Consider the following 15,304-nt stretch of genomic DNA (forward strand, 5'->3'; position numbering starts at 1 on the left):
TACCCCCATAGACTTCTCTTGTTATTCCTATGTTATCATTTTAAACACATACTGGAAATTCACCCCACAAGGAAGAAGTGAAACATATGCATAAATTGTACTCAGCAAAATTATTATTTGAATCTAGCTCCTCACCAAAGGTGAGACCGGATAAAATCTTTGAGGAACGAATCATTTTAGTGAGAGCAAAAAACAATCGAAAAGTGAAACAAATCGTCAAAGACCATTTTCCAGATGAGACATTTGAAAATGGAGATTATGGACAAACAACCACAAAACTAGTAGCCGTACTAGATATCTTTGAGCTAGTTGAAAACTTAGACGAAGGTCCCCTGCATTTAAGTGAAGTGTACAGCCGATATCTTCTTTTTGATCACGAAACATCTGCTAAAGAAGCGATTGACGCTTATTCGTTAGACAAATAAAAGAAGTCTAAGCTACCAGTGTGTGAACTCAAATTGCTAAACAGTTAGATAAGAGGGATAAGCGCGCTAATAATGGTTGGTAGATATATATTAGGAGGAATGTTGTGAAGAGTATGATCAAGTATGCAGTGATGCTTTTATTTATGAGTGTATTTTTCTATTATTACAATATGTTTGTACCTAAAAACGTTCTGTACATTTTCATTGCATTTCCATTTTGTTTTGTTGCTATAAGTTTGATTGATAAGCTATTTACGGATAAATAAATCTAATAATAAGCAAGCCTCATGCTTGCTTATTATCTCATACTGTCTAATTAGAGGGGATAATATCTGCTCTGCCGGCTTTTTAATATCGCTGGAATAACTCTGGGTTTTTCGGGACGTTTTCTAAATAAACGATCTTTCCTTGATCATCCAGCTCCGCAATATCAATGCCTTCTGCTGTATATACACGACCGTCTGTTAACTTTCCGCAAACAGCCCAGTTTGTTTCATACTTCCCATTTTCTCGTTTTACCCAACCATCCCACATATGTTTAATGTCTTCATGTACGTGGAAAAATGTGTTCAAAAACTGTGTGAACGCTTGGATGCCAGGCTTTTCAGCACCATTTAAGACAATCATGACATCATCTGAAAACAATGCCAGCAATTCGTTCATTTGCTCTTGCCCTTTTCCCGCTTCATCATATCGGCGAAAATACGTATCGAGCACTTCCATCATTCATTCTCCTTTATTTACCTGTCATTTCGAAAATAATCGAACAATTAGATTGTACACAATTGTATCTCTACTGTCTATTTTTCACGCAGATAAGAAAAGACATGGATGAGTCAATCCATGTCTTTTACAGATGAAAGAGCTGCTTTCTCTGACTCGACAAGAGATGTTAGTTCTTCCGCAGCTTTTTTCGGATCAGCGCTTTGGCTAATGGCGCTGATGATGCTAATGCCATCGGCTCCCGCTTGGATGACTGGTGCCGCATTTTCATACGTGATCCCGCCGATGCCCACAATAGGAATGTGAAGACCGTGTTGACGTACTTCGTTGATTAAAGAAACACCTTGGACACTGCGTGTATCCTTTTTTGTTTCTGTAGGATAGACTGGACCCATCCCAACGTAGTCTGCCCCGTCCTTCATCGCTTGCCTCACTTCATCTAGATTGTGCGTGGACACGCCTAATATTTTATTCCCGATTCTTTGCCGTACGTCTAGTGCAAGTGTATCTTCCTGCCCAACATGGACACCATCTGCATCAAGATCTATTGCAAGCTGTACATCATCATTTACGATAAAGGGGATATTCGCTTCTTGGCAAAGTGCTTGAATCTGCTGAGCGATTTTTTTCTTTTCTTCACCTTGCAGAGCACCTTCACCCTTTTCACGAAACTGAAACATCGTGATCCCGCCTTGAATGGCCTCTTTCACCACATCAAGCGGATGCCGGCTTGTATTCGCTGTTCCCATAATAAAATAAACCGATAATTGCTGTTTGATTAGCTGCTGATCAACCTTCGTCATGCAAAACTCCCCCTATTTTCCCTAACGTGATCACATCTTGACCATTTGTATTGGATAGTGCGTTTAACAATTCGATTTGAAAGGTGCCTGGCCCTTTCTCTTCTGTCTGCTGAGCTGCCTTTTCTGCAGCGACACCATAAAACAGCAGAGCTGATGCCGACGCATGAATTGGCCGTTCCCCTGTTGCACAAAATGCCCCTATGACAGAGGTGAGTAAACAGCCAGTCCCTGTCACCTTGGTTAACCATTCGTGTCCATTATGAATAGATAGAACCTCTTCTCCATCTGACACGACATCCACTTTCCCTGTAATCGCCACAACGGTTTGAAGTGCTTTTGCCGCCTGCTTTGCTAAAGACAATACATCTCCATTTACCCCTTTTGCATCAACGCCTTTTGACTGCCAGCCCTCCACTCCAATTAAATGAGCCATTTCAGCAGCATTCCCTCTGACAACAGTGATGTCCACTTGCTGTAACAGCTGTTTCGCCGCACTCGTCCGAAACGTTGTCGCACCAACACCAACAGGATCTAATAGAACTGGTACACCTTTTTCATTGGCCGCTTGTCCAGCAATGACCATTGCCTCTACTGTATCCTTTGTTAGTGTACCGATATTCAGCACAAGTGCATCCGCTAATTGCGCCATTTCTGCCACTTCTTCTTTGGCGTTTGCCATGACTGGAGAAGCACCTAAAGCAAGCAGTCCATTCGCTGTAAAGTTCGTCACAACTTGGTTGGTGATATTATGGACAAGCGGATTTTCCGCTCGAACCTTTTCCAAAAGATGAGACACGCAGCTTAATTTCATCTGTATCGTCCTCCCTTTTACTCTGCATCCCACACATAGGATTTTGTATGCTTTAACCATTCTCTTGCAGCAAAGGACAAGTAGCGGTCCTTTCGCCAAATGACACCCAAATGCCACGGAATAGACGGATTTAAGGAAATGATCCTCACTTTATCAGGATCTAGATCACGGCAAATCCGTTCAGGCAGAAGCCCGATTCCAAGGTTCTCAGCAACCATTTCACTGATGAAATCCCATTGTGACGTTTCATAAATAACGTTTGGCCTGAATCCCGCATTCATACATTCATTTAAGATTCGGCTGTGCAGAACGAAATCTTCTCGAAAGAAAATAAAAGACTCTTCCTTTAAATCAGCCAAATGAACCTCATCACGTCCTGCCATCGGATGTGATGGATGGGTGACAAGCTTCATATTCTCTTTAATGATGGTGTATGTATGAAAAATTTTATCATTTGCAGGCAGAACAATGACACCAATATCTAATGATCCATCCTCTACCCCTTCCTCTACTTTAATGGAGCCGTGCTCCACCAATTGAAAGGTGACATCTGGATACTGCTGGCGGAATTCCCCCATCACATTTGGGAAAAAGCTTGATCCAATCATGGGCGGCAGTCCTATTCGGATATGTCCTTTTTTCACATTCATTAAATCATTTAATTCACTCGTTAAGTTCTGAAAGGATTGTGTGATTTCACTCGCCTGTGTATACATGGTTTGTCCAGCATCTGTCATTTCAACCTGTCTGCCATTACGGTAAAACAACTGCACACCTAGCTCATCCTCTAGGTTTTTGACCATCTTGGAAATGGTCGGCTGCGACACATAGAGCGATTGCGATGCTTTCGTAAAACTCTTTAACCGTGCCACTTCTAAGAAATATGTTAAATGTCTGATGTCCACATGGTTCATCCTTTCTATAGACAAAAGGAATACTAACTATTCGATATATGTATTTTACCTATAATAGAACGTGCTGTACACTTTAAAGTAAGCTCACCGATTAGAACGTTGTGTTGTTTTTGTGAAACAGTGAACAATTTATATAGAAAAAGGAGTGAACAGAAAGTGCAATTGCTCAAAACGTCGCTGATTGCTACCCTTCAGATTATGGCTTTATTTGCTTTTGCGAAATTGATGAATGTGCTGGCGGCCTTTTTGCATTTAAGAATTCCGGGCACGATCTTAGGCATTCTTGTCATTTTCTTATTACTTCATTTTAACATCATTAAATTAAAATGGATTGAACTTGGCGCCGTATGGCTGCTCGGAGAACTGCTGCTCTTCTTTATCCCTTCAGCAGTAGGTGTGATTGATTACGGAACATTACTTTCTCAATCTGGCACAAGTATTGTCCTTGTGGTTTTACTTAGTACCTTTGTGGTCATGCTCTCGACTGGCATGATGACGCAGATGATTGCGAAAAGAAAGGAGCGAAAAAAATTATGTTAGTTGGTGGACTATTTTTGATCTTAACCATTCTGATCTATCTCGGATCAAAAGCGGTTTATAAACGTCATCCGAAAGTCTATGTCTCCCCTTTACTTGTAACACCGGTTGTTCTTGTGGTCTTGCTGTTAATCGTGAACATTCCTTACGATGCTTACAATCAAGGCGGAAAATGGCTGACAAATATGCTTCAACCTGCGACTGTGGCATTTGCCATTCCTTTATATAAGTATTTTCATATTTTGAAGAAGCATGCAGTAGAAATTATTTTGAATGTGGCTTGCGGTTCTATCGTTGCGATTTTATCAACAGCGTTTATCGCTAAATTGTTTCATTTGGACACGAGTCTGATCGAGAGCCTCGTCCCAAGGTCCGTCACAACACCCGTTGCAATGAGTGTGTCTGAAATGATTGGCGGGATGCCGTCCGTTACGGCTGTATTCGTCATTTTAACAGCATTATTTGGTTCAATCATTGGGCCATTGGTTATCCGTTATTTCCGCATTGATAATGACATTGCAATGGGCGTTCTGCTTGGTACAGGAGCACACGGTGCAGGCACATCGAAGGCCTTTGAACTGAGCTCCGTCTCAGGCACGATCTCAAGTGTGTCCATGATCATTTCGGCCATTATTACATTATGTGCAGCGCCTATCCTGATGTCGTTTGCCTTATAGAAAAAGCCATTTCCCCTTATCGGAAAATGGCTTTTTCTTATGCTTGGATGAAGACAACCTTTAAATAGTTCCCCTCAGGATAATTTTTCGTTGTACGGAAGTCCTCAGGAAGTGTATATTCCTCAAGAATACGATACGTTTTCCCAGATTCTTTAAAGGCCTGTGCAATAAATCCTTTAAACTTTTTCATCCCAAATGCACTGCTATTGGTTGACGCCACAATGACGCCGTTCTCAGCTGTGATCTGGATGGCTTCTTTTAATAGTTTCTTATAATCCTTCGCCGCACTGAATGTGTGTTTCTTCGTTCGTGCAAAGGAAGGTGGGTCCAAGATCACAACATCATAGCTCCAGCCTTTTTTCGCCGCAAACGGGAAATATTTAAAGACATCCATGACTTTGATATCCTGCCCGTCTACATCAATGCCATTCACTTCAAACTGCTCAGATGTTTTTTTCAAACTGCGGTTTGCAACATCTACACTTGTCGTACGGCTTGCCCCGCCAAGCGCTGCTGCTACAGAGAAAGCGCCGGTATAAGAGAACGTATTAAGGACGGTCTTTCCTTTTGCATAGCGATCTCGAATTGCTTTTCGCACATGACGCTGATCAAGGAAAATACCTGTCATCGCACCATCATTTAGATAAACCGCCACGTTCATCCCATTTTCTTTGACGATAAGAGGAAATTCACCTTTCTCCCCTTTTACAAAATCGTCATCTTCGATATATTGTCCAGACGTATCAAATCGTTTCTTTTCATAAATGCCTTTATAGTCAGGGTACACCTGCTCAATCGCAGCCAATACATCTTCTTTTAATGTATAAACACCTTCGCTATACCATTGGATGAGATAGAATCCATCATAATAATCAATCGTGATTCCACCAATTCCATCCCCTTCCCCATTGAACACACGGAAAGCCGTCGTCTGTGCATCACGAAATAGATGCGTTCTGCTTTTGGATGCCTGTTCAAGTTTAGAAACAAAAAAGGGCTGATCTATTTTTTCGTTAGCGTCAAAGGAAAGCACCCAACCGATGCCTTTATTTTGCACACCATAATATCCTTTCCCTAAAAAAGAGCCTCTTTCATCTACCCATTCAATGAGCTCGCCTTCCTGTACACCGTTCACACGCGACACAGCATCTTTTGAAATAAGCGGATATCCCTTTTTCACTTGTTCTGCAAATGTTTGTTTTAATGAGATTTTTTTCATTTGTGTCATCCTTATCCTAAATTGACTCTCTCTATCCTACCATATGAATGTATACGTTACTTCTATTATGATAAGATGAGGAGAAAAATATCAACTCGACATAGAGGAGGCTCTTTTTTGACAACATTACGCTTAGATCATACAGGGATTATGGTGACAAATATTGATCAGTCCATTGATTTTTATGAAAAAGTGGTGGGCATGAAATTAAAGGATCGCATCACTCATACAAACGGAGTCATTGAACTTGCCTTTCTTGGCTTTAAAGACGAAGCGGAAACGGAAATTGAACTCATTCAAGGGTATAGCAGTGACCTTCCATCTGAAGGAAAGGTTCACCATCTCGCCTTCACAACAGATAATATTCACGCTGAATTTAACCGTATTCAAAAGCTGCAAATTGAGCTAATAGATGAAGAAATCACAACATTGCCCAATGGCTATTGCTACTTCTTTTTCCGAGGGCCAGACCAAGAGTGGATTGAGTTCTTCCAGCGATAATATTTCCTAGGAAATGCATGCGAATCGGTATATTCATTCTCGTCACAAAAGAAAAAGAGTAAGAGCATACCTGCTCTTACTCTTTTTTTATAGCACCTTACTAAGAAATGATTTGGTACGCTCGTGCTGCGGGTTTCCAAAGAGTGCTTCTGGTTTGTCTTCTTCGACGATATATCCGCCATCCATAAAGATCACGCGATCTCCCACTTCTCTTGCAAAGCCCATTTCATGTGTGACGACAATCATCGTCATTCCTTCGACTGCTAATTGTTTCATAACAGCTAAAACATCCCCAACGACCTCAGGGTCAAGAGCAGATGTCGGCTCATCGAATAAGAGCACTTTCGGGTCCATCGCCAAGGCTCTTGCAATGGCAACACGCTGTTTTTGTCCACCAGATAATTGGTTAGGGTAACTTTTGGCCTTGTCTTTCAAGCCGACCTTTTCAAGCAAGTCTAATGCTTTATCGACTGCGGCTTTCTTCTCCATCCCTTTTACTTTCACCGGTGCGATCGTGATATTTTCTAACACGGTTTTATGAGGAAATAAATTAAAGTGCTGAAACACCATGCCAACTTCTTGTCGTACTTTATTGATATTCACTTTTGGGTCTGTAATCGTATGTCCGTGGACAACAACTTCCCCAGCCGTAATATCCTCTAATTTATTGAGACATCTTAGAAATGTGCTTTTCCCTGACCCTGAAGGACCAATGACACATACAACCTCTTTTTCCTCGATGACTGCATTAATATCCTTTAAGACTTCGTTATCACCAAAGGATTTCTTCAAGTTTTTCACCGTAATCATACTCATTTCACATCAAATCTCCTTTCTGCGTAGCTAGCCAGTAGAGAAAGTAAATAAATGATCACGAAATAAATGACACCGACAATGAGCCAGACATTCAAAGGATCAAATGTAGCCGATGCTTGAACTTGTCCCCGCTGCATGATATCAGCAATACCGATAATCGATAAGAGAGAGGTGTCCTTCAAACTGATGATGGCTTGGTTCGTAATGGCTGGAAGCATACGGCGGAATGCCTGTGGAAGAACGATAAAACGCATGTTTTGTCCACCTGTGAATCCTAAAGAGCGTGCGGCTTCAGTTTGTCCTTTATCGATGGACTGAATCCCTGCACGAATAATTTCTGAGAAATAAGCTCCTGCATTAATCGCTACTGTAATAATCCCTGCCGGCACTCGATCAAGCGAAATGAATTCAAGTGTATTAAGCCCAAAATAAATGAAGAATAGCTGTACGATAAATGGCGTACCTCGAATGGCATTGACAAAAACGAGTGAAATAAAGTTCAAGATTTTAAATGGTGACAGGCGGAATAACGCCACAATCAACCCGATGATAAAACCTAAAATGATAGCAACAACAAAGATATATAAAGTGGTTTGCAAACCATCCATTAAATACGGAAATGCATTAACAATCGTATCCATGTTTCTCCCTCCCTAATTCACATACGGTTGACACATAAAGAAAGCGCGCTCTGAGCGCGCCTCGCTTGTGTTATGACTTCAAATATTTCTCAATAATTTTGTCATATTCACCGTTTTTCTTTAGGTTTTCCAGCCCTTTATTGATTTTCTTCAATAAGTCCTGATTTTTCCCCTTCATGACTGAGATCCCGTATTGGTCGCCATTCAAGCGGTCTCCAACTGTTTTCAATTTCAAGTCTTGCTGTGCGATCGCATACGTAATGACAGGATAATCCTCAATTAAAGCATCTGCATTTCCATTAGATACTTCTTGGAACATAGATGGACTGTCATTGAATTGAACTACTTCATACCCATATTTGTCTGCGTTATCTGATGCAAATTTTGCACCTGTTGTCCCATTTTTAACAGCTAGCTTTTTCCCCTTTAAATCATCAATCGATTTAATGCTGCTGTCCTTTTTCACAACAACTGTCAGACCAGCGTCGAAGTATGGATCTGAGAAATCCACTTTCTTTTTACGCTCATCTGTAATACTCATACCACCCATTCCAACATCAAGCTGACCTGCTTGCATCGCTGGAATGATCCCTGAGAAATCCATTGCTTCAAGCTTCACTTTGAAGTCTTGGTCTTTTGCAATTGCGTTAATTAAATCAACGTCTATTCCCTCATATTTACCGCCCTTTTCAAATTCAAATGGCGGATATGTTGTATCTATCCCGATTTTATATGTGCCTTTGCCTTCTCCCGAACCGCTGTCCGATTTTGAACCACAGGCTGCCATGACGAGCACAACAATTAGTCCCATGATCAGTAACATCGATTTCTTCATAAAACACGACCCCCAATTGTCAGTTTTGTCTAAATATTCGCAACAACAATCTTACTATACCACGCTAAAGCTATACTGTGTGATATTTTTTATCAATACCAAAGATCCATACAATTCTAGATCGATAGTCTCTTTAAATTTTACTTTTTTGCGAATAACTCATTTTATTCTGAAAGAAGCATGTTTCACAATATTCATGTGATATAATCTCACAAAAAACCGCGAACACTCCTTTATAAATACCACTTCTTTCTCACCTATGAAAAAACCCTCTTTCACTGTCTCTCTTCCTCTATTGATATCCTGATATATTTTTTTGAACATCCTCTTTTTACCTAAAAAAATGTAAGCGTATACAATTAGATCACTACTCCCTATTTTTTTCACTACTGGTTGAATTTACATCAAAAAACATGTTTTACAAATTGAGATAGACCGCTTAAAATATAAGAAGATACTTAATATGGAAAGATGATTCAGACAAATAAGAATCAGCAGAAATGAATAGGTGAAGAAAGGAGGATACCAATTGGAAGAAACAGGTGTTTTGTCATCCGTTGATGTAGCAAATATGCTAAATGACTGGTATGTCTTGATGAAAAAAAGAGACATACAAGAAGCAATACAGCTAAAAGAAGAGATTCTTCAAGCATTTGATCGAATGGAAGAGAATCAAGATGTCTTACTCTACTATCAACTTTTAGAATACCGTTTCAAAGATTTAGTCGAAGATACAGCTTCGTTAGATCACAGTCTTTTTGTGGATGAAAATGCGATTCGTACAGATGATATGCTCAGCTACTATTTCTATTTCTTTAAAGGCATGTATGAAATGCGCAGAGGGAATCAAGATACAGCATTTCACCATTTGAAATTGGCCGAGGATAAATTAGATCTCGTACATGATGACATTGAAAAGGCAGAATTCCATTATAAAACAGGATGTCTATACTATAATATAAGATCCACACTTCTCTCCATCCACCACTTAAAAAAGGCTTCGTCTATTTACGACGCAGATCCATGTTATGTGAAAAAATCAATCAGCTGTCAAATGATGCTTGCTCTGAATTATGCGGATCAATCTAAATATGATGAGGCAGAAACTTTGTTTCAACAGGTGATTTACTCACTAGAACAGATGGAGGATCCGGATTTACTTGGTCACGCATATTGCAATGCAGCCTTTATTAAAAGTCTAAGAAGTGAATACAGTGAAGCTGTGCCGCTCCTAGAAAAAGCTTTATTGATTGAGGCATTCGAAACTTCTTCTCCAGGCGGTTATTTACTGGCCTTGTATGCCTACACGAAAGCGCTATTTAAGCTGAAAAAGCCTGGTTTGTTCCACTATTATGTACAGCTTTCACTTCAAAAAGCAGAAAATTTAAAACAACGAAACATTTCACTTAAATTATCCATTTTAGAAACATTGATGCTCCAGCCAAACAACATGATTGAGCAGATCATTTCTTATTGTGATCAATTAGAATCTATGAATTTCCTTGTTGATCTTGAGGCTATCTGTCAGGATGTAGCCGCCTACTTAACTGAAAATGGTCTTCCGAAAGAAGCGATTTATTTTCAGAACAAGGCGTTGTCATTCAAAACTTGTTAAGAAGATGGAGTGATGTATGATGAAAAAATGGCTGATCTCAAGTGCGATTTTTGCGCTCTTGTTCACAGGTGTTTGGATTGGTACTTCTACACAAAAAGGCAGCCCGTCTGCACAATCGCAAGATGACGGTACGATCATTCAAAAGAGAGATCGAGGCACCAACCCTTAATAAGACTGAAAAGAGTAGCTGTCATTCAAAACAGCTACTCTTTTTATTGGTTAATCAATTTCTCGTTTGATATTTTGCATTTTTTCATCTAAGTAGTGAGCGATATCTGCCGCTTCCTTTAGTTCATCAGTGAGCTGATGAGGAACATCGTTTTGCAGTTTATAATAGATTTTATGTTCGAGACTCGCCCAGAAATCCATCGCAATGGTCCGCACCTGAATTTCAACCTTCACATGCTCCACACGATTCGTTAAGTAAACAGGAATCTCAACAATTAAATGAAGACTTCGATAGCCATTTGGTTTCGGATGCTGAATGTAATCCTTCACTTCAAGGATCTTTAAATCCTCTCTTTGCCTCAGAACATCAATAATGTTATAGATATCTTGAATAAACGAACAGATGATGCGGACACCAGCGATATCATGTATGTACTCCTTGGCACATTGTGTGGTGATGTCACATCCTTTTCTCGCTAGTTTATTCACGATGCTTTCAAAGGATTTGATCCGTGATTTTGTATGCTCTATTGGGTTGTGTCCATGGATTAAATTATATTCCTGACTAATAATCGAAAACTTTGTATCCATTTCATCTAATGCAAATTTATATACTAATAATTCATTTTTCCAGTCTTCCATGACACTTTTCAAATCTTCTACATGAGTTGCTGACATATTCATTCTTTTTGTCATCTCCTTTTGGCAAACAGCTGTTACACTGCTTTCCGTTTACTAGACGGAGAGAGGACGCAAATGGTTTTAAAAAAATACATCTTAGCCACGCTGTTTGTAATAAGTCAGCGCGAGTGCCAGTGCAAGCACAGATCCTTTCACGATATCCATTGCATAATACGGGACAGACATCATCACAAGTCCATTTTGCAAAATACCGATGAGCACCGCACCAATAAATGTACCGAATGCGTTTGGTTTACCTGCTCCCATGACTGAAAACCCAATAAAAGCAGCAGCTACCCCATCCATTAAATATGGCGTTCCTGCGTTAATTTCTGCTGTCATCACCCTTGATGCCAGCACGATACCACCGATCGCCGCAAATAAGGCAGACAAGAGATATGCTGCGATTTTGTATTTGTTCACATGAATACCAGATAATCGAGCGGCTTCTTTATTTCCACCAATGATATACATCAATCGCCCATGCTTTGTGTAAGTCATAAAAACATGTGCAAAAAGCACAATAACCGCCATAATCAAAATGATATAGGGGACCTGCCCAATCTTGCTGAAAAAGGCAGGGATGGTGCCAGTTGAAAAAGTGCCATCAGGCAGCACCATATTTTCAGAAATGGTCGCACCTTTCGTATAGGTTTGTGCCAGCCCTTGAATGATAAACATCATGGCTAGTGTCATGAGCATATCTGGAATCTTCATTTTGACAATCATCCAAGCATTCAGCAAACCGACAATAAGAGAAGCCGCCAGCGCAGAAAGGATCGCAATGAGTGGGTTTTGCGAGAACCATACAAACATGGAGATCACAATTGCATTTGATAACGTAGCAACTGAGCCTACAGATAAATCAAAGCCGTTCACTGCTAGGGAGATCGTCAGCCCTACCGCAATGATGGTTACAATCGAGATCGATCGTAAAATATTGATGATATTTCCTGACTGTAAAAATGCCGGATTGGCTGCCGCAAAGACAACAATCAATACGACAATCGTTAAGATGGTGCCATATTGATAAAAGAAATCAAACAGATGAAAGGATGGCCGCTGTTTCTTGATTTGTTGAACTGGGGCTGAAACTTGTCGTTCACTCATGATTGTCCTCCTGTTGAATGATATAAAAGCTCTTCTTCAGTCATTGGTGCCGTCATTTCCCGGGCAATGCTGCCATCATATAAGACGTATACTCGGTCGGCAATTCCTGCAATTTCTGAAAGCTCACTTGAAGCATAAATAACCGCTTTTCCTCTTGCAGCTAGTTCTGCAATAAGGGAGAAAATGTCCTTTTTTGCTCCAACGTCTACACCTTTGGTTGGTTCATCAAAGAGATAGACATCCGCCTCAGCCAACAGCCATTTTCCAATCGCAATCTTTTGCTGATTTCCACCAGAGAGATGCTTCACCTTCGCTTCAAGAGAAGGTGTCTTGACGCCAAGCCGCTTGACGATTCCATCTGCTGCCTTCCGTTCCTTAGAACGATGTAAGAAGCTGAACGGCCGTGTAAACGAACGTAGACTTGCAGCTGTTACGTTCCATCCAACAGTTTCTTCTGTTAGAATCCCTTCTTTTCTCCGTTCCTCAGGCACAAGGGCAATACCCGCTCTCACAGCGTGATGAGGCGACTTGATATGAATGGTTTGACCATGCAGCTGCACAGTGCCTGACTTTTTTTCTGAGGCGCCGAATAGGGCTTTGCACAATTCTGTTTTACCAGCACCGACTAGTCCTGCAATCCCGAGAATTTCTCCTTTTTTCACATGAAGATGAATGTTGTTTAATTTATGCTGGTCATGCAACTCTTTCACATCAAGCACAATCGGTGCATCCTCTAGCGGTGTACGGAATGGGAATTGATCCTCTAATGGCGCGCCAAGCATTTCTTCAATGACCTGCTTTGGATCGGTTTCTTTAATGAGGTGCGCCGCCACATCAGTTCCATTCTTCATCACAGTCAGTTCATCACAGATGTTGAAAATCTCCGGCATGCGATGCGAGATAAAAATGATGCCTGTGCCGTTCTTTTTCAATTGATGAATCATTGAGAATAACTTGCTTGTTTCTGCATGACTAAGTGGAGCGGTTGGTTCATCTAAAATTAAAATGCTGCATTTGATCGACACAGCCTTGGCAATGAGCACCATTTGTTTTTCTGCCAGTGTCAAATCACTCACAAGACGCTTCGTCGAGATGTCAATATTCATCTCTTTTAACAGCTGTGCTGCCTTGCGGTGAATCTCTTTCCAGCGGACGAAGGTTTTTTTCTCCATTTCATGAATCATCATATTTTCGCCAACACTTAAATAAGGCACTAGAGCTGTATCCACTTCTTGATGGACGGTCTGCACACCGTATGAGGCCGCATCCTTCGGAGTATGAATGGTCGCCGCCTCGCCATTGATGTGGATGGTTCCTTCAAAATGTGAATGAGCACCAGAGAGAACTTTCATTAACGTTGACTTCCCAGCGCCGTTCGCCCCAATCAGGGCATGGACTGTGCCTTTTTTTAATGTGAAATTTGCTTGATCTAACGCTTTGACTCCTGGGAATTCAATCGAAATGTTTTTCATATGAACTAGCGGCGTTGTCATAGGTGTCCTCCTTCTCTCCTGATCGTCAATTGAAAAACGAAACACCCTCTATGAAAAGAGAGTGCACGTTGTTTATTTTGCATAATGCTTCTTCAAGGTCTTCATCCAGTCTTCTTCAAAAGCAGTCGATGATCCGAATCCTTTTACTTCATCTGCAAGATTGACCATATTGATGGCCTTTCCTGCATCCTGAAGCTGCTTTTGTGAAATGAGAGAGGCCTCAAGGTCATAGGAAGATGGCGTTTTCTCGCCAGCTAGTTTCTTCGCAAGAATCCTTACGTCGATTGCGCCAATGAGCTTCGGATCGACAGCGGCAGTGTACTTCCAAGGGCTGTCTTTCGCAGTCATTTCTTGCAGATCGGCATTAGATACATCAATACCGTATATTTTCACTTCGGTTCTTCCTGCTTCTTTTAAAGCTCTTGCGGCACCAATCGCAAATGCATCCCACGTGGCAAAAATCGCATCCAGTTTACCCTTTGGATATTTATTTAGCATCGCCGCAACCGCATTTTGTGTTTGAACTGATGTATCAGAGGCCGCAACGCCAAATCGGTCAAGTTCCTTGATTCCTGTATGCTGTTTGAGCGTTTCTTGGTACACCTTGTTTCGTCTCACCATTGGAGGGAATCCGTCTACCCAAAGATACGCAATATTTGCTTTCCCTTTAAAATCAGCCACGAGTGCATCTAATGATTTTTTCGCTAATTGCTCGTCATCTTGAGACGTCACTGTGACCCCTTTGATGTCCTTCAGCTTCGGATTTGAATCAAACGCCACAACTGGAATGCCTTTCGCTGTGATCTTCTTCACATCAGCGACTGTCGCCTCATCATCCCCATGAGAGATGATAAAGCCATCATAGTTTTCTTCTAGTGCTTGAGAAATGGCATCATGAAACTTCGCCGTATCACCATTTGCCGTGTAGACATCTACTGTAAAGCCTAGCGCTTCACCTTCTGCCTTCGTTCCTGCTAAAAACTGAGCAGTATGATCGTCCCCGCCAATTTTACGGATCACTTTAATTTTTGCTCCCTGTCCTTTTGCAAATCGCTTCGGGACATTGTCAAAGGAGACCTTTTCGTTTGCATTAGCCTTTGAGCCTGCGCTTGATCCCGTACCGCAACCAGATAATAGCACGGTCAGGACCGTCAATAATACAAGAGATGATGTCCAATATTTACGTTTCATTACTGTTCCTCCTCAAGTTGTTTTATTTTTCACATCGGAAAACTAGGTAAAGAAGTGGAAATATGCCTGTGAACCCAGTCTTTTGATTCTAAAAAAAGAGATCAAAAAAAGCCTCTCTTTATAAAGAGAGGCTTGATCACCGTT

18 protein-coding genes are annotated in these 15,304 nt (G+C 41.0%); 6 read left to right on the forward strand and 12 right to left on the reverse strand.

Annotated features, from left to right (window positions below; translation table 11 throughout):
* Positions 1-86 precede the first annotated feature (86 nt).
* Positions 87-425: a DUF4288 domain-containing protein gene (locus tag NST15_RS17805; protein WP_060781543.1), complete on the forward strand. Its 339-nt coding sequence runs from the start codon at positions 87-89 to the stop codon at positions 423-425.
* A gap of 348 nt (positions 426-773) precedes the next feature.
* Here NST15_RS17805 and NST15_RS17810 read toward each other — a convergent pair whose 3' ends face one another.
* The 4 genes from NST15_RS17810 to NST15_RS17825 all read right to left on the reverse strand — a co-directional run bounded on the left by NST15_RS17810 (position 774) and on the right by NST15_RS17825 (position 3,667).
* The gene (locus tag NST15_RS17810) at positions 774-1,148 is read right to left on the reverse strand and encodes a nuclear transport factor 2 family protein (RefSeq protein WP_327862317.1); all 375 of its coding nucleotides are present in this window, start codon (positions 1,146-1,148) and stop codon (positions 774-776) included.
* 113 nt (positions 1,149-1,261) lie between these two features.
* A complete protein-coding gene (gene thiE / locus NST15_RS17815; protein ID WP_035702490.1) occupies positions 1,262-1,951 on the reverse strand; it encodes a thiamine phosphate synthase in 690 nt (229 codons plus the stop codon).
* Positions 1,938-2,762, reverse strand: coding sequence for a hydroxyethylthiazole kinase (gene thiM / locus NST15_RS17820; protein WP_342498707.1), 825 nt, complete (start codon positions 2,760-2,762; stop codon positions 1,938-1,940). Before thiM ends, thiE begins: the two co-directional genes overlap by 14 nt.
* Before the next feature lie 17 nt (positions 2,763-2,779).
* Positions 2,780-3,667, reverse strand: a complete 888-nt coding sequence (locus tag NST15_RS17825) for a LysR family transcriptional regulator (protein WP_008345526.1) — start codon at positions 3,665-3,667, stop codon at positions 2,780-2,782.
* A gap of 165 nt (positions 3,668-3,832) precedes the next feature.
* On the opposite strand from NST15_RS17825, the gene NST15_RS17830 reads away from it, so the two are divergent.
* Both NST15_RS17830 and NST15_RS17835 read left to right on the forward strand, forming a co-directional pair.
* Positions 3,833-4,216, forward strand: coding sequence for a CidA/LrgA family holin-like protein (locus tag NST15_RS17830; protein WP_008345527.1), 384 nt, complete (start codon positions 3,833-3,835; stop codon positions 4,214-4,216).
* The gene (locus tag NST15_RS17835; protein ID WP_007497850.1) at positions 4,210-4,890 is read left to right on the forward strand and encodes a CidB/LrgB family autolysis modulator; all 681 of its coding nucleotides are present in this window, start codon (positions 4,210-4,212) and stop codon (positions 4,888-4,890) included. Before NST15_RS17830 ends, NST15_RS17835 begins: the two co-directional genes overlap by 7 nt.
* Positions 4,891-4,927: 37 nt before the next feature.
* Here the strand turns inward: NST15_RS17835 and NST15_RS17840 are convergent, their stop codons facing one another.
* The gene (locus tag NST15_RS17840; RefSeq protein ID WP_017360158.1) at positions 4,928-6,109 is read right to left on the reverse strand and encodes a class I SAM-dependent rRNA methyltransferase; all 1,182 of its coding nucleotides are present in this window, start codon (positions 6,107-6,109) and stop codon (positions 4,928-4,930) included.
* Positions 6,110-6,226: 117 nt separating this feature from the next.
* Here NST15_RS17840 and NST15_RS17845 point away from each other — a divergent pair, with 117 nt between their 5' ends.
* Entirely contained in the window at positions 6,227-6,610 is a 384-nt protein-coding gene (locus tag NST15_RS17845; protein ID WP_008345541.1) for a VOC family protein, read from the forward strand.
* 87 nt (positions 6,611-6,697) lie between these two features.
* On the opposite strand, the gene NST15_RS17850 is transcribed toward NST15_RS17845, so the two are convergent.
* The 3 genes from NST15_RS17850 to NST15_RS17860 form a co-directional block, all read right to left on the reverse strand.
* Positions 6,698-7,426, reverse strand: a complete 729-nt coding sequence (locus NST15_RS17850) for an amino acid ABC transporter ATP-binding protein (RefSeq protein WP_025208197.1) — start codon at positions 7,424-7,426, stop codon at positions 6,698-6,700.
* The gene (locus NST15_RS17855; protein ID WP_007497860.1) at positions 7,423-8,067 is read right to left on the reverse strand and encodes an amino acid ABC transporter permease; all 645 of its coding nucleotides are present in this window, start codon (positions 8,065-8,067) and stop codon (positions 7,423-7,425) included. Before NST15_RS17855 ends, NST15_RS17850 begins: the two co-directional genes overlap by 4 nt.
* A gap of 70 nt (positions 8,068-8,137) precedes the next feature.
* Complete coding sequence (locus tag NST15_RS17860) at positions 8,138-8,902, reverse strand: transporter substrate-binding domain-containing protein (RefSeq protein ID WP_045033805.1); 765 nt, start codon at positions 8,900-8,902, stop codon at positions 8,138-8,140.
* A gap of 529 nt (positions 8,903-9,431) precedes the next feature.
* On the opposite strand from NST15_RS17860, the gene NST15_RS17865 reads away from it, so the two are divergent.
* Together NST15_RS17865 and NST15_RS17870 are read left to right on the forward strand one after the other, a co-directional pair.
* A complete protein-coding gene (locus NST15_RS17865; protein ID WP_342498708.1) occupies positions 9,432-10,517 on the forward strand; it encodes a Rap family tetratricopeptide repeat protein in 1,086 nt (361 codons plus the stop codon).
* A 19-nt stretch (positions 10,518-10,536) separates the two neighbouring features.
* Positions 10,537-10,686 carry a hypothetical protein gene (locus NST15_RS17870; protein ID WP_017368302.1) on the forward strand — a complete coding sequence of 50 codons (150 nt, stop codon included), beginning with the start codon at positions 10,537-10,539 and terminating at the stop codon, positions 10,684-10,686.
* A 50-nt stretch (positions 10,687-10,736) separates the two neighbouring features.
* Here the strand turns inward: NST15_RS17870 and NST15_RS17875 are convergent, their stop codons facing one another.
* The 4 genes from NST15_RS17875 to NST15_RS17890 form a co-directional block, all read right to left on the reverse strand.
* Entirely contained in the window at positions 10,737-11,369 is a 633-nt protein-coding gene (locus NST15_RS17875; protein WP_007497867.1) for a GTP pyrophosphokinase family protein, read from the reverse strand.
* Between the two features lie 93 nt (positions 11,370-11,462).
* A complete protein-coding gene (locus NST15_RS17880; protein ID WP_008345548.1) occupies positions 11,463-12,476 on the reverse strand; it encodes an ABC transporter permease in 1,014 nt (337 codons plus the stop codon).
* Positions 12,473-13,969 (reverse strand): sugar ABC transporter ATP-binding protein, encoded by a 1,497-nt coding sequence (locus NST15_RS17885; RefSeq protein WP_268412639.1) that lies wholly within the window; start codon positions 13,967-13,969, stop codon positions 12,473-12,475. The genes NST15_RS17880 and NST15_RS17885 overlap by 4 nt, the downstream gene beginning before the upstream one ends.
* Before the next feature lie 72 nt (positions 13,970-14,041).
* Complete coding sequence (locus NST15_RS17890) at positions 14,042-15,160, reverse strand: sugar ABC transporter substrate-binding protein (protein WP_007497873.1); 1,119 nt, start codon at positions 15,158-15,160, stop codon at positions 14,042-14,044.
* Positions 15,161-15,304: the final 144 nt, after the last annotated feature.

This window comes from Bacillus sp. FSL R5-0820 (assembly GCF_038593385.1).
Lineage (GTDB): Bacteria > Bacillota > Bacilli > Bacillales > Bacillaceae > Bacillus > Bacillus altitudinis.